The organism is Streptomyces sp. NPDC029956 (assembly GCF_055574655.1).
On sequence record NZ_JBVHZJ010000006.1, the window covers coordinates 127,925 to 141,600 of the forward strand.

Sequence of the window (13,676 nt, forward strand, 5' to 3'; positions counted from 1 at the left end):
CTTCGGCGTTTTTCGGTGCGTTACGGACCAGGGAGGAGAAGCCGCATGCTGCGGCTGTACGCGACGGTGGCCGTGGGCGGCTTCCGGCGCCACGCCACCTACCGGGTGGCGACGGCGGCGGGGGTGTTCACCAACACCGTCTTCGGCTTCGTCCTGTCGTACACGTACATCGCCCTCTGGGACGAGCGCCCGCACCTCGGCGGCTACTCGATGGACGACGCGCTCGCGTACGTGTGGATCGGGCAGGCGCTGCTCACGGTCTGCGGGATGATGGGCGGCGGCTTCGAGAACGAGCTGATCGAACGGATCAGGACCGGCGACATCGCGGTCGACCTCTACCGCCCGGCCGACCTCCAGACCTGGTGGTTCTCGGCGAATCTGGGCAGGTCCGGCTACCAGCTGCTCGGCCGGGGGATCGCCCCGATGGCGGTCGGCTGGCTGGCCTTCCGCTTCACCCTGCCGGCCGGACCGGGCTCGTGGCTCGCCTTCCTGGTGGCGGTGGCGCTCGGTTCGACGGTCGGTTTCGCGCTCTGGTACGTGGTGGCGATGAGCGCGTTCTGGCTGCTCGACGGCCAGGGCATGGTGCAGGTGGCCTGGCTGGGCGGCCTGTTCTTCTCGGGGATGCTGCTCCCGCTGAACGTCTTCCCGGGCGCGCTCGGCGAGGTCGCGCGGGCACTGCCGTGGGCGTCCCTGCTGCAGGTGCCGGCCGATGTCTACCTCGGGACGTACCAGGGCTGGGGCCTGGCGGGGGCGTACGCCTTCCAGGGCGGCTGGGCGCTGGTGCTGCTGGCCCTCGGCCGGGCGGCGCAGGCGGCGGCGACGCGGAAGGTGGTGGTGCAGGGTGGCTGAGCTGACACGTACGCGCGTGCGGACCGGCGACGCGTACGTCCCGGGTCCCGCCCCCGGCGGCCTCGGCGACGCCTGGCGGACGTACCGGATGGTCGCGGGGATGTGGATCCGCTCGACGATGGCGTACCGGGCGTCCTTCCTGATCGCGCTCCTCACGAACTTCTGCGTCACCTTCTTCGACTTCGTCGCGATCCTGCTGATGTTCGGTCAGGTGAAGGGCCTGGGCGGCTTCACCTTCGCGGAAGTCGCCCTGCTGTACGGGACGGCGGGCACGGCGTTCGGGATCGCGGACCTCGCGATGGGCTCGCTGCAGCGGATGGGCGCGCGGGTCAGGGACGGCTCGCTGGACACGTTCCTGATGCGCCCGGCGCCGCTGCTCGCGCAGATCGCGGGGGACAAGTTCGCGCTGAAGCGGTTCGGCCGGGTCGTGCAGGGCCTGCTGGTCCTGATCTGGAGCCTGTGCCTGCTGGACGTGGCGTGGACGCCGCTGAAGGTGCTGCTGCTGCCCGTGGCGGTGCTGAGCGGGGCGGTGATCTTCGGGGCGGTGATGGTCGTCGGCGCGTCGGTGCTGTTCTGGATGCAGGACGCGGCGGAGGTGACGAACTCGTTCACGTACGGCGGGAACACCCTCCTCCAGTACCCGCCGACGATCTTCGCGCAGGACCTGGTGCGCGGTGTGGTGTACGTCGTACCGCTGGCGTTCGTGAACTGGCTGCCGGCGCTGTACGTGCTGGACCGGCCGGCCCCGGCGGGGGTGCCGGAGTGGACGGCGTTCGCGTCGCCGCTGGTGGCGGCGGTGTGCTGCGGGGTGGCGGGGCTGGCGTGGCGGGCCGGGGTCCGCGCGTACCGATCGACGGGAAGCTGAGGGCGGAAGGTGGGACAGACGGTGGGGCAGACGGCGGCGACGGACGCGGCGACGCGCGCGACGACGGATCCGTTCATCGAACTGGAGAACCTGGAGAAGGTCTTCACGGTCCGCAGAAAGGCGGGCCTCCTCCGCCGTGAGAAGAAGGAGGTCAGGGCGGTCGACGGCATCAGCTTCGCGGTCGAACGCGGGGAGATGGTCGGCTACATCGGCCCGAACGGCGCGGGGAAGTCGACGACGATCAAGATGCTGACGGGCATCCTGACCCCCAGCGGCGGCCGGCTGAGGGTCGCGGGCATCGACCCGGCGCGCGAGCGCACCCGACTGGCCCAACGGATCGGGGTGGTCTTCGGCCAGCGGACGACGCTCTGGTGGGACCTGCCGCTGAAGGACTCGTACCGGCTGATGCACCGGATGTACCGCATCCCCGACGCCCGCTTCCGGGAGAACCTGGACCGGTGCGTGGAGCTCCTGGAACTGGGGGAACTCCTCGACGTGCCGGTACGGCAGCTGTCGCTGGGCCAGCGGATGCGCGGGGACATCGCGGCGGCGCTGCTGCACGACCCGGAGGTCCTGTACCTGGACGAGCCGACGATCGGCCTGGACGTGGTGTCGAAGGCGAGGGTGCGGGAGTTCCTGCGCCACCTGAACACCGCCCAGGGCACGACGGTCCTCCTGACCACCCACGACCTCACGGACATCGAGCAGCTGTGCTCGCGGGTGATGGTGATCGACCACGGGCGCCTGATGTACGACGGGGAACTGTCGGGCCTGCACGCGGTGGGCGAGAGCGAGCGGCTCCTGGTGGTGGACCTGGAGCGGGAACTGCCGCCCATCGACGTCCCCGGCGCCCGCTTCGTACGGTCGGAGGGCCCCCGTCAGTGGCTCGCCTTCCCGGCCACCGCATCGGCGGCCCCCCTGGTGGCTGCGGTGGCCGCGACGTATCCCCTCCTGGACCTCTCGGTGCGGGAGCCGGACATCGAGACGGTGATCGCGAAGATGTACGGGGGAACTCGGGAAGAGCGCCGGGAGTCCCTGATGTAGGAGGTCGGGCCCATGGTGAGTTTTTCGTACACGGCGGCGGACGAGGAGAAGAGCAGAGGCGTCCGCCGCATGAAGTCGCTGGCGACGGCGCTGCTCCTCGTCGTGGCGGTGATCTACGCCCTGGCGACCTGGGCGGAGAACGCGGGCTGGGGGGCCTGGACGGGCTATGTCGCGGCGGCGGCGGAGGCCGGCATGGTCGGCGCGCTGGCGGACTGGTTCGCGGTGACGGCCCTCTTCAGGCGCCCCCTGGGCCTGCCGATCCCGCACACGGCGATCATCCCGACGAAGAAGGACCAGCTGGGAGCGTCACTGGGCCAGTTCGTCGGCGAGAACTTCCTGTCGGCCGACGTCGTACGCGGCAGGCTGGCCGCGCTCTCCGTCGGGCGCAGGCTGGGCGACTGGCTGGCGGACCCGGCGCACGCGGACCGGGTGACGGCGGAGGCGTCCACCGCCCTCAGGGGCGCGCTCACCGTCCTGCGCGACTCCGACGTGCAGGCGGTCGTGGGGGAGGCGATCACCCGGCGGGCGGAGGCGGCGGAGATCGCGCCGGGCCTGGGCAAGACGCTGGAGAAGATCGTCGCGGACGGGGCGCACCGCCGGGCCGTGGACCTCGTGTGCACCAGGGCTCACGACTGGCTGGTCACCCACGGCGAGTCGGTGATGGACGCCGTCCAGGGCGGCGCCCCTGGCTGGACGCCCCGCTTCGTGGACAGGCGCATCGGCGAACGCGTCTACAAGGAGCTCCTCCGCTTCGTCACGGAGATGCGGGACATGCCGGGCCACCCGGCGCGCGGCGCGATCGACCGTTTCCTGAGCGACTTCGCGGCCGACCTCCAGGCGGACACGGACACCCGGGCCCGTGTGGAACGCCTGAAGTCGGACCTCCTGGCCCGCCCCGAGGTCCAGGACATCATCGCCTCGGCCTGGTCCTCGGTCCGCAACCTGATCATCGCGGCGGCGGAGGACGACCGGAGCCAACTCCGGCTCCGCGCCCGCGCCTCCCTGATCTCCCTGGGCAACCGCCTGTCGACGGACACCCGCCTCCAGAAGAAGGTGGAGGGCTGGGCGGAGGACGCGGCGGCCTACGTGGTCACGACGTACCGGCACGAGATCACGTCCCTGATCACGGACACGGTCGCGGGCTGGGACGCCACCCAGACGTCGAAGAAGATCGAGGCGAACATCGGCCGCGACCTCCAGTTCATCCGCATCAACGGCACGGTGGTGGGCGCACTGGCGGGGCTGCTGATCTACACGGTGAGCCATGGGGTGGGCGGCTGAGGGAGCCGACCCGGCGCAACCCTGCTCGCGGCCGCCGGCCACCCCCGGCGAGGGGTCGGCTCCGGCGGCCGCTCCCGAGCCTCAGCCGCGGTCGCGGGTGACGGCCCAGGAGGCGGCGGCCATGCCTCCGGCGACGGAGAACACGGCGGGCCAGGCCCCGATCTTCTTGGCGAGCGGATGGGACCCGGCGAAGGCGGCGACGTACGCGGTACCGAGCCCGGCGGCCACCTTGGCCCCACCGACCTGCTGCCACTCCCGCGCGGCGACCCCGCCGGCCACGGCGAGCACCGCACCCCCGAGGGGCCGCTTCTTGGTCCACCGGGCAACGGCATAACCACCGACGAGCCCGGCGGCGGCCACGACGGGGGAGGGGATGCGGGGCATGAGGGGGCCTTTCGGTCGGGGAGTCGTCCTTCGAGCCTACGAGGGAGGGGGGACCCGCTCCCAGCCGGGCACTGATTGCGGCTCGTCGGGGCGATGGCGGACGAGTCCGCCGGGTCGGAGAACGGGCGTTCCGGCGCCGGGCAGGCCGCTCGGAGGGACTGTTTTGCGGTTCAACGGCCGCTGACTCCAACTGAGGCTTATGGGTGGGGGTCTGTCATGCTCAACTCCTTATGCGGGAAAGGGGCGTGACGTGGCGATGAAGACGATCGGGCTGATCGGCGGGATGAGCTGGGAGTCGACAGCGGAGTACTACCGGTTGTTGAACGAGTTCACGCGTGATCGCCTCGGTGGGCTCCACTCGGCGCGGTGCGTGCTCTACTCGGTGGACTTCGCGGAGATCGAGAAGCTGCAGGTCCAGGACCGTTGGACGGAAGCGGGCGAGATCCTGGCCGAGGCCGCGCAGGCTCTCGAAGCGGCCGGCGCGGAGATGATCCTGATCTGCACCAACACCATGCACAAGGTTGCCGACCAGGTCGAGACGGCGGTTTCGGTCCCGCTGCTGCACCTGGCCGATGCCACCGCCGAGGCGGTAAGGGCGTCGGGCCTGCACCGAGTCGGTCTGCTGGGCACGGCGTTCACGATGGAGCAGGATTTCTACCGAGGCCGCCTCGAAGCAGGCGGACTTGATGTACGAATCCCGGAGGCTGACGGGCGAGCGATCGTTCACCGAGTGATCTACGAGGAACTCTGCCTGGGTGTCGTACGGGAAGCGTCACGCGCCGCGTATCAGAAGGTCATCGCGGACCTGGTGGCCCGCGGTGCGGAGGGCATCATCTTGGGCTGCACCGAAATCGAGCTTCTCATCGGCTCCGAGGACAGCCCCGTACCGGTCTTCCCCACGGCAAGGCTCCACGCCGCGGCTGCGGTGCGCGCAGCTCTTTCCGGCAAGGGGTAACGGGGGACGGGGGCTTCGCAGGGCTGCGGTACAGGTCTACCTCGGGTGCGGCCGCCCTCTTTCCGAGTGTGGCGTCCTCCGTCACCGCGTCAAGGGCGCCTTCGGCGTCGCTGCGCGATGGGCTGCGCCCACCCTTGACCCGGCGGCGGAGGCCGCCTTTTCACACTCGGAGGGCGCCCGGGGGGCGTGGCCACGCGGGGCTTCGGGCAGTGGCCACTCGCCGCCTGCGCATGCCGGCCGGTGGGTGGGGGCTTGGTTTGTGGTCGGGGTCGGTGGGCTGGTGTCGGTGGGTTCGGGGTGCGCGGTCGTTGAATGGGGCGGCTGGGCGGCGCTTAGCGGCCGGCCGAAGTCCTCGGGTGGGGATTCAGGCCCCGCTGGTCGCTGTTGGTGGGTGGTGGGAGCCGGTCGGGGGAGTTTCCTGCACTTTCACCGCCCGAAAAGGGCGATTAGCCTCGTCTGTCCTCATATCCCAGGGTGTATTACTCGGAGTAATGCGCAGTTACTCACGCCCCACCCACCAGGAGTGACCAGCGGGGCCTGAAGCCCCACCCCGGACAACCGAAACTCGCTGAACCGAGCCCGGCCGCCCCATCCAACAACCGCGCACCCCGAAGCAAGGGGGAGGCGCCCCTCACCCCCGCCGCAAACCAAGCCCCCACCCACCGACCGGCACACGCCCTCCCACGCCGACCACTGCCCGAAGCCCGGCGTGGACCCCGCCCCCCGGACCGCCCTCCGAGAGTGTCTTCGCTCCTGGAGGTGGTGGGTCAAGGGTGGGCGCAGCCCATCGCGCAGCGACGCGACCGCAGGGAGCGCCCTTGACGCACCACCGGAAGGAGCGACTCTCGAAAAGAGGGCGGTCCCACCAGAAGCCCCCACACCCGGCCCACCCCAAGGGCCGACCTCGCCCGAAGCCAGGTGGATGCCGGGCCACTTGCCTCCCGCTTCCCCACCTCAGCGCTCGCCTTCGGGCAGGCCCTCCAGGATCCGACGCACTGTGTCAGACACGTGCGTGGCGAGCACCCGAGGCGAGGACGCAGGGCCGACGACATCGTCGATGGCATGCCAACCACGATCCGTGAGCCCCTTGAGCTGCGCTTCAAGCCGGAGCGTTATCAACTGCTCGTAGAGACCCGAAATCGGCTCGCTGGAATGCGACAGCTCACCCAACGTCTTCCCCTCCCCTGATCGACCTCCCCATTGGTATCAGGCGTCACAGAGATGGTGATCGCGATGCGTCGATTAAGTGCCCGGTGCGGAGAACTTCCCTCACCCCTGCTCCGCGCCCCCGTGGCACTCCCCATACGCGTTCCCCGACCCGCACCAGCACCCCTCGCCCCGCGCCGGCGGCCACCCCGTCGCTCTGCCCCGGGCTGCCAGGGTCGTCGCGTACTGGGGCAGCAGGTCCGCGTTCGACGGGGGAGTGGATTCCGAGGCTGCGAAGGCTTCGTACGAGGGGACCGTCGCGCGGACGATGCCCAGGTTCGGGGTGCCCGCCTGGGCGAGTTCGCGGAGGGAGGCCTCGATGTCCGTCAGGTGGGCGCGGTACGTGGGGTACTCCGCCTCCAGTTCCGGGTACGCCGCCAGCAGCTCGTCCAGTTCCGGTTCCGGCCAGTGCAGGACCGCGACCGGGAACGGGCGGGAGAGGGCCGTCCGGTACGTGCCCAGTTCCGAGCGGAGGCGGGCGATCTCCGCCTGGAGTTCCACCGGGTCCGAGGAGCCGAGCGACCACAGGCGCTTCGGGTCGTGGAGTTCGTCCAGGGGGACCGACGCGGTGTGGAGCAGGTCCGCCCGGTCGTCCCAGTCGTCGTGGGGAAGCGCCAGCATGCGGCGGATGCGGTGCCGGGTCGTGAGGAGGGACTGCGTCGCGTGGGGGAGGTCCTGCGCCGTGACCAGCAGCGCCGCCGCTTCCGTCAGCGTCTGCTCCGCCGCCTCCAGTTCGTCGTGCGCCTCCAGCGTCTCCGCCGTGATCTCCCAGGGAGCCGCCTCGTCCGGCCTGGCCCGTCGCACGCCTTCGATGATCGCGCGGGCCTCGGCCTCGTGGCCGTACTCCCACAGGTTCGCCGCCTTGAGCGCCCTGATGAGGAGCGGGTTCACGGGAGAGGAGGAGAGCAGCGTGTCGTAGAGGGCCGTCGCTGCCTGGCGGTCGCCCGCCAGTTCCAGGTGTGCCGCGGCCTGGAGGTACAGGGGTTCCCGGTCTCCCGGGTACTGCGCTGCCGTGCGCAGCAGGCGCTCGGCTTCGGTGGTGTGGGCGGCAGGCGTGTCGGGGCGCATGCTGTCCACCGTACTGCTGTACGGGCCTGGAGAGTTGGCGCCTCAGCGCTTATCGTGCCCCGCGTGCGGGCCAGGGTGGGGCAGCGGGTGCCGGTCGTCGTCCAGTCGCGAGGGCGGCGCCGTAACGGTGCGCGTGTGCTGTGGGTGTGTGCCGAGACCGTCGTCACCTGTGGCGTTGTCGTCCTGCTTCTCGTGGTGCACCAGCTCTGGTGGACCAACCGGCAGGCCCGCGCCGAGGCCCTTCAGCAGGTACGGGTCCTGGAGCGGGAGTGGGACATCTCTCCCCCTGTCCCCGACGCCACCACGGGGGCCGGTGGTCCCGCCCGTACCTCTGATCCCTCGTCCCGTACCGGCGTTCCCCCCGTCGAATCCGTCGCCCCCTCCGCCGAGCCGGACCGTCCCACCGCCGATCCCGTCCCGGGCGGACCCGGCACGGCCGCCTCCGCCGCCTTCGCCGTGCTCCGTATTCCCCGCCTCGGCCTCACCGTCCCCGTCGCCCACGGCGTCTCCAAGCGGTCCGTCCTCGACAAGGGGTACGTCGGGCACTATCCCGGCACCGCCGCCCCCGGCCGTACCGGGAACTTCGCTCTCGCCGGGCATCGCAACACCCATGGCGAGCCGTTCCGGTACATCAACCGGCTCGTCGAGGGGGACGTCGTCTCCGTGCGGACCCGGGGTGCCACGTACACGTACCGCGTGGACCGGATCCTGCCCCGGACCGCCCCGCGTGACGTGGGGGTCGTCCGGGCCGTGCCCCGGTCGATCGTCAAGCCCTCGTACGGGTACGAAGCCCCCGGCGCCTATCTCACCCTCACCACCTGCACCCCCGAGTTCAGCAGTGCCTACCGGCTCGTCGTCTGGGCGAAGTTGGTCCCGTAGTCAGGCTCGGCCGGGTGATCGGACGCCGGCCCCACCTGCCGTGGCTTCTCCTCCGTACCGATCGCGCCCAACCCCCTCTGGAGGAGTTCACCGACGCTGCCGTCGGCCGAGCGTCAGCGTGAGTCCCGCGCCCGCCAGGGCCAGGGCCGCCGCCACCACGACCGCCGTGTCCGGGCCCGCCGTCGCCAGTGCCAGCATCAGGGCCACGCCCGCGGAGGAGCCGATGTAGCGGGCGGTGTTGTTGGCGCCCGAGCCCATCGCCGCGCGTTCCGGCGGTACGGAGTCGACCGCGAGGCGCGGCAGGGCGGCGTTCAGGAGGCCGCTGCCCGCGCCCGCCACGAGGAGGCCCGGGAGCAGACGGGGCCAGGAGCCGGCCGGGCCCTCCAGGCCGCCGAGCAGGGCCAGCACCCCCACCGCCGACAGGAAGAACCCCAGGGCCAGCTGGTACGGGGCGGAGAGACGGCTCGCGAGCCGGCGGGTCTGCAGCGCCACGACGAACGCCGTGCCCGACCAGAGCACGAACAGCCACGCCGCGCCCAGGGGGGACATCCCGGCACCGGACCCGTTCCCCGTCCCGTCGCCCTGGAGCAGCGCGGGCACCACGCTGAACAGGCCGATCACCGCCAGGCCCGTGAACAGCGCCCCCAGCGTCGACGCCAGGAACGCCGGCCGCCGCAGCAGCGTCAGATCCACCATGGGCGTACGGTTCCGCCGCTCGACCCGCACGAACAGCGCCGTCAGGGCGAGGGAGGCGAGCAGCAGGAGGCCCACCGGGGGGCGCAGCCAGCCGTCCCGGCCGAGGGTGAGCGCGGTGAGCAGCGCCGCCAGGGCCAGGCCGAGGGCCGTCGCGCCCGCGATGTCGGGGCGGGCGGGCGAACCGCCGGACTTCTCCGCCGCGCGGGCGCCCGAACCGCCGGACTTCTCCGCCGGCCTGTCGGTCGGCAGCAGGCGCGACCCCGCTGCCGCGATCACCAGCGCCGCCCCGCCCGGGACCCCGTACGCGAGCCGCCAGTCCACCAGGCTCAGCGCGCCCGCGAGGAGCGGGCCCAGTGCGATGCCGGCGCTGACGGACGCGCCCCAGATCCCGGTCGCCCTGATCCGGTCCCGGCCGGCCGGGTACGCCTGGGCCAGCAGGCCCAGGCTGCCCGCGAGGACGGCCGCGCTCGCCGCGCCCTGGGCGATCCGGGCCGCGGTGAAGGTGGCCGTGGAGCCCGCGAAGGCACCGAGGGCGGTGGTGAGGCCGAGGGCGAGGGTGCCGAGGAGGAAGACCCGGCGGCGGCCGTGCGCGTCGGCGAGGCTGCCGGCCACCAGGAGGAGGACGGCGAGGCCGAGCGGGGTGCCGTTGAGCAGCCAGGCCCGGGCGGAGTGCGGGGTCCCGAACGCGGCGGCCATGTCGGGGAGGGTGAGCATCGGGGCCGTGTAGTTCATCAGCGCGACGGCGGTTGCCGCGGCGGTGACGGCGAGCGTGGCCCCGGGACGGGTGCGGGTGGTGGTGTGGGGGCTGGTGTGGGTGTCGGTGCGGAGGTCCTGGGGTGGGGCGGGGGTGTGGCCGGTGGACGCGGGCTGCGGCATGGCGGGACCTTTCCACCTGTCGGTTCGGTGAACGAACTAAGTGCTGGACCTCCAAGGTAACAGGAAGGTTCGGTCAATGAACCTGCAAGGGTTACGATGGCCCCATGGCTCTCGGCAAGGACTACTCCCACCAGCAGTGCTCCATCGCCCGCGCCCTCGAAGTCATCGGTGAGCGCTGGACCCTGCTCGTCGTGCGCGACGCCTTCTACGGCATCCGCCGCTACAACGACTTCCTCGTGCACCTCGGCGCGCCCCGCGCCGTCCTCGCCGCCCGCCTCCAGGCCCTCGTCGAGGCCGGCGTCCTCGAACGGCGGCGCTACCAGGACTCGCCGCCGCGCGACGAGTACGTGCTCACCGACCGCGGTCTCGCCCTCTGGCCCGTCCTGCGCTCACTCGGCGCCTGGGGTCGGGCCGAGGTGCCCGGAGCCGTCGCGGTACGTCACTTCCACCACGCCGACTGCGGCACCGAACTCGGCCCGTACGGCGAGTGCCCGGCCTGCCGGGTCCCCGTATCGCCCGCCGACGTCGAGATGCGGCCCGGTGCCGGTCTCGACCGGGATCCGGCGGACCCGGTCAGTCGCGCCCTGCTGGCACCCCGTCGGCTCCTCGTCGCCCTGGACCACACGAAGGGCTGAGTCGGGGAACTCCCGGTGCGCCTCGCACGTCCTCTCGGTGGGAAAGCGTTGAGCGACGAGAGGAAGGAGGCACGGAATGACGACCAGGAGCCTGGCTCTGCGGGTCCTCGCGCCGCTGTTCTTCCTGCTCGCCCTCGCCGATCTGCTGCTCTCCGACGGTGGTGGCGTCTCCGCCGCCGTCGCGCTCGCCGCGACCACCGTCGTCTGCGCCCTGTTCGGAGCCCGGACGGCCCCGGCCGTGCCGCCGACCGCCGTGCGCACCGCCATCCGCGACCGCGAGCGGCGCACCGCCTTCCTGCCCCAGCGCGATCCCGACGCCGCGGGGCGTCGCAGACCCCGCGCTCCCGGCCGTCCCCTCCTGACGGCCGCGTAGGGAGCCCCCGCACCACATCACCCCGGACACGCTCGCCCGGACCTGCTCATCGGGCATCCCCCACGCGGATCCGTCATGCCGAGACCCACATCTCCCCGGCACGACGAGACCCCACGGAGGGCTCCCCCATGTCCGTCTTCGCTTCCCTGGTCGAGCGGCTCGCCGCCCTGCTCGAACCGCTCTTCGCCACCACCGCCACGGCCGCCGCGATCGTCCTCTTCACGATGCTCGTACGGCTCGCGGTCCACCCGTTGTCCCGGGCCTCCGCCCGCGGGCAGAAGGCGCGCACCCGGATCGCGCCGGAGCTCGCCGCGCTCCGCAAGAAGCACGCCAAGAACCCCGAGCGGCTGCGGAAGGCGGTGACGGAGCTGCACGCACGGGAGAAGGTCTCGCCGTTCGCCGGGATCCTGCCCAGCCTGCTCCAGGCGCCCGCGTTCCTGCTGATGTACCACCTGTTCTCCGGTGACCGGATGTCCGGGCACACCCTGCTCGCCGCCCCGCTCGGCGACCACTGGGCCGACGCCCTCGCGCACGGCGGCCCCTTCGGCCCGGCCGGCCGGGTCTACCTGGTGCTCTTCGCGCTGGTCGCCGCCGTCGCCACGTACACGTACCGGCGCACGAAGGCGCAGCTCGCCGCCCAGCCCCTGGACCTGGGCCAGCCCACGCCGGGCGCGGGCGCCATCGCCAAGGTGATGCCGCTGCTCTCGTTCGCCACCCTGATCACGGTCGCCGTGGTCCCCCTCGCCGCCGCCCTCTACGTCGTCACGAGCACCACCTGGACGGCCGTCGAACGCACCCTTCTCTTCCGGGAGAAGGAAGCCCGGCTGGTGACCGCCTGAGCGGTGCGGCGGGGAAATCGGATCGCACGACCCCAGCTCCGCGGGCGAGGATGCGACGGGGCCGGCCCTGCAGTACCCCCGCCGCCCCGCAGTACCGCGCCCCTGCGGTACTGCGTCCCTGCGAGGGCCACCCTCACACCGCCCGGAGGTCCGACCGTGGGTTCCAGAGACGCCGGCATCGACTTCACCTTCACTCGGCCGACCACCGCCCGCGCCGTCGTCGGCGCCCTGGCGGCGGAGGGGTGGCGCGCGGAGGAGGTGGACGGCCATGTCCCGTACATGGTCAACGACGCAGACGGCATGTACGAGTGGTTCGACGGCACGCCCGACCGTCTCGACGAGGTGCTCACGGCGCTGGACGCGCCCGAGAGCGTGCCGTACGCCGTTGCCCTCAACGTCCTCCACGGGGAGGCGGAGACGGGCGGCCTGCTCCTGTTCCATCCCCGTCGCACCGACGTCTCCTTCAGCCCCACCATCGACCGCCGGAGCCTTCCCGCGGCGCCGTGGTTCACGGACCTCGCCTGGTACCTGCGGGCGCTCGTGCCCGCCCTCGTATCCGTGGGGCTCCGGGGGTACGAGGCCCGCGAGGTTCGGTACTGACCGCGGTGGACGGCGACCGGGGAAGCAGGCCCACGCAGCCCTTCGCGGAGCCCTCCGCGCCGCTTGCTACTCGTGCGTAAGGGTCCAGTGGCTGAACGGGGTCTTGCAGAGTGACCCGTTGTCTTGGAGGATCGACCAATCCTCCGATGGCCGCACTCCATCGGCCGGGGTACCTCAGGGCCCTTTCCCGGGCCCGCCTCGACCACAGGGAGAAGTCCATGAAGCTGCTGCGTGTCGGCCCGCCGGGAGCCGAGCGTCCCGCCCTGCTCGACCAGGACGGGACGCTCCGTGACCTGTCCGCGCTGGTCGACGACATCGACGGCAGTCTGCTCGCCGACGCCTCCGCCCTCGACCGGGTGCGGGCCGCCGCCGGTGCCGGAGTGCTGCCCGCGCTCGACGCGACCGGGCTGCGCGTCGGCCCGCCCGTCGGTCGGATCGGCAAGGTCGTGTGCATCGGGCTGAACTACCACGGCCACGCCGCCGAGACGGGCCAGGCCACTCCGGCGGAGCCCGTGGTCTTCCTCAAGGCCGCCGACACCGTCGTCGGCCCGGACGACACCGTGCTCGTACCGCGCGGCTCGGTGAAGACCGACTGGGAGGTGGAGCTCGCGATCGTCATCGGCCGCACCGCCCGCTACCTGGAGACCGACGAGGAGGCCCTCGCGCACGTCGCCGGGTACGCCGTCGCCCACGACGTCTCCGAGCGCGAGTTCCAGATCGAGCGCGGCGGCACCTGGGACAAGGGCAAGAACTGCGAGACGTTCAACCCGCTCGGCCCCTGGCTCGTCACCGCCGACGAGGTGCCGGACCCGCAGGCGCTCGGCCTGCGTCTCTGGGTCAACGGCGAGCTCAAGCAGGACGGCCACACCTCGGACCAGATCTTCCCCGTCGCCGAGGTCGTCCGGTACGTCAGCCGGTTCATGACCCTCTACCCGGGCGACATCATCAACACCGGCACCCCCGCGGGCGTCGCCATGGGACAGCCGGAGCCCAAGCCGTACCTGCGCCCCGGTGACGTCGTCGAGCTGGAGGTCGACGGCCTGGGCCGGCAGCGGCAGGAGCTCAAGAGCGCCTGACCGCCGACGGCGTCGTTCCTTCGGGAAGACGGCGGCGTCCCGCGTGGAGC

General features: G+C 72.1%; 15 protein-coding genes. 11 read left to right on the forward strand and 4 right to left on the reverse strand.

Annotated elements, in window-relative coordinates:
* Positions 1–48: 48 nt before the first annotated feature.
* From ACZ4XX_RS06760 to ACZ4XX_RS06775, 4 genes are all read left to right on the forward strand, one after another.
* On the forward strand, positions 49–849 hold the full coding sequence (locus ACZ4XX_RS06760; protein WP_468506946.1) for an ABC transporter permease: 801 nt from the start codon (positions 49–51) through the stop codon (positions 847–849).
* A gap of 88 nt (positions 850–937) precedes the next feature.
* A complete protein-coding gene (locus ACZ4XX_RS06765) occupies positions 938–1,714 on the forward strand; it encodes an ABC transporter permease (protein WP_468506947.1) in 777 nt (258 codons plus the stop codon).
* A 21-nt stretch (positions 1,715–1,735) separates the two neighbouring features.
* Positions 1,736–2,758 (forward strand): ABC transporter ATP-binding protein, encoded by a 1,023-nt coding sequence (locus ACZ4XX_RS06770; protein ID WP_468506858.1) that lies wholly within the window; start codon positions 1,736–1,738, stop codon positions 2,756–2,758.
* 12 nt (positions 2,759–2,770) lie between these two features.
* The gene (locus ACZ4XX_RS06775) at positions 2,771–4,039 is read left to right on the forward strand and encodes a DUF445 domain-containing protein (RefSeq protein WP_468506859.1); all 1,269 of its coding nucleotides are present in this window, start codon (positions 2,771–2,773) and stop codon (positions 4,037–4,039) included.
* 81 nt (positions 4,040–4,120) lie between these two features.
* On the opposite strand, the gene ACZ4XX_RS06780 is transcribed toward ACZ4XX_RS06775, so the two are convergent.
* Positions 4,121–4,423: a hypothetical protein gene (locus ACZ4XX_RS06780; RefSeq protein WP_468506860.1), complete on the reverse strand. Its 303-nt coding sequence runs from the start codon at positions 4,421–4,423 to the stop codon at positions 4,121–4,123.
* Positions 4,424–4,679: 256 nt separating this feature from the next.
* Between ACZ4XX_RS06780 and ACZ4XX_RS06785 the strand changes: the two genes are divergently transcribed.
* Positions 4,680–5,378, forward strand: coding sequence for an aspartate/glutamate racemase family protein (locus ACZ4XX_RS06785; RefSeq protein ID WP_468506948.1), 699 nt, complete (start codon positions 4,680–4,682; stop codon positions 5,376–5,378).
* Between the two features lie 954 nt (positions 5,379–6,332).
* On the opposite strand, the gene ACZ4XX_RS06790 is transcribed toward ACZ4XX_RS06785, so the two are convergent.
* Both ACZ4XX_RS06790 and ACZ4XX_RS06795 read right to left on the reverse strand, forming a co-directional pair.
* Positions 6,333–6,548: a hypothetical protein gene (locus tag ACZ4XX_RS06790; protein WP_468506861.1), complete on the reverse strand. Its 216-nt coding sequence runs from the start codon at positions 6,546–6,548 to the stop codon at positions 6,333–6,335.
* A 99-nt stretch (positions 6,549–6,647) separates the two neighbouring features.
* Positions 6,648–7,652 (reverse strand): SEC-C domain-containing protein, encoded by a 1,005-nt coding sequence (locus ACZ4XX_RS06795; protein ID WP_468506862.1) that lies wholly within the window; start codon positions 7,650–7,652, stop codon positions 6,648–6,650.
* A 63-nt stretch (positions 7,653–7,715) separates the two neighbouring features.
* Here ACZ4XX_RS06795 and ACZ4XX_RS06800 point away from each other — a divergent pair, with 63 nt between their 5' ends.
* A complete protein-coding gene (locus ACZ4XX_RS06800) occupies positions 7,716–8,531 on the forward strand; it encodes a class E sortase (protein WP_468506863.1) in 816 nt (271 codons plus the stop codon).
* Between the two features lie 87 nt (positions 8,532–8,618).
* Here ACZ4XX_RS06800 and ACZ4XX_RS06805 read toward each other — a convergent pair whose 3' ends face one another.
* A complete protein-coding gene (locus tag ACZ4XX_RS06805; protein ID WP_468506864.1) occupies positions 8,619–10,103 on the reverse strand; it encodes an MFS transporter in 1,485 nt (494 codons plus the stop codon).
* A gap of 104 nt (positions 10,104–10,207) precedes the next feature.
* Here ACZ4XX_RS06805 and ACZ4XX_RS06810 point away from each other — a divergent pair, with 104 nt between their 5' ends.
* The 5 genes from ACZ4XX_RS06810 (at position 10,208) to ACZ4XX_RS06830 (ending at position 13,626) form a co-directional block, all read left to right on the forward strand.
* Positions 10,208–10,738 (forward strand): winged helix-turn-helix transcriptional regulator, encoded by a 531-nt coding sequence (locus ACZ4XX_RS06810; RefSeq protein WP_468506865.1) that lies wholly within the window; start codon positions 10,208–10,210, stop codon positions 10,736–10,738.
* A gap of 76 nt (positions 10,739–10,814) precedes the next feature.
* On the forward strand, positions 10,815–11,111 hold the full coding sequence (locus tag ACZ4XX_RS06815) for a DUF6412 domain-containing protein (protein ID WP_329279154.1): 297 nt from the start codon (positions 10,815–10,817) through the stop codon (positions 11,109–11,111).
* A 128-nt stretch (positions 11,112–11,239) separates the two neighbouring features.
* Complete coding sequence (locus tag ACZ4XX_RS06820) at positions 11,240–11,950, forward strand: YidC/Oxa1 family membrane protein insertase (RefSeq protein ID WP_468506866.1); 711 nt, start codon at positions 11,240–11,242, stop codon at positions 11,948–11,950.
* A gap of 156 nt (positions 11,951–12,106) precedes the next feature.
* Positions 12,107–12,550 carry a hypothetical protein gene (locus tag ACZ4XX_RS06825; protein WP_468506867.1) on the forward strand — a complete coding sequence of 148 codons (444 nt, stop codon included), beginning with the start codon at positions 12,107–12,109 and terminating at the stop codon, positions 12,548–12,550.
* 218 nt (positions 12,551–12,768) lie between these two features.
* A complete protein-coding gene (locus ACZ4XX_RS06830; protein WP_030324860.1) occupies positions 12,769–13,626 on the forward strand; it encodes a fumarylacetoacetate hydrolase family protein in 858 nt (285 codons plus the stop codon).
* The last annotated feature ends 50 nt before the right edge of the window (positions 13,627–13,676 follow it).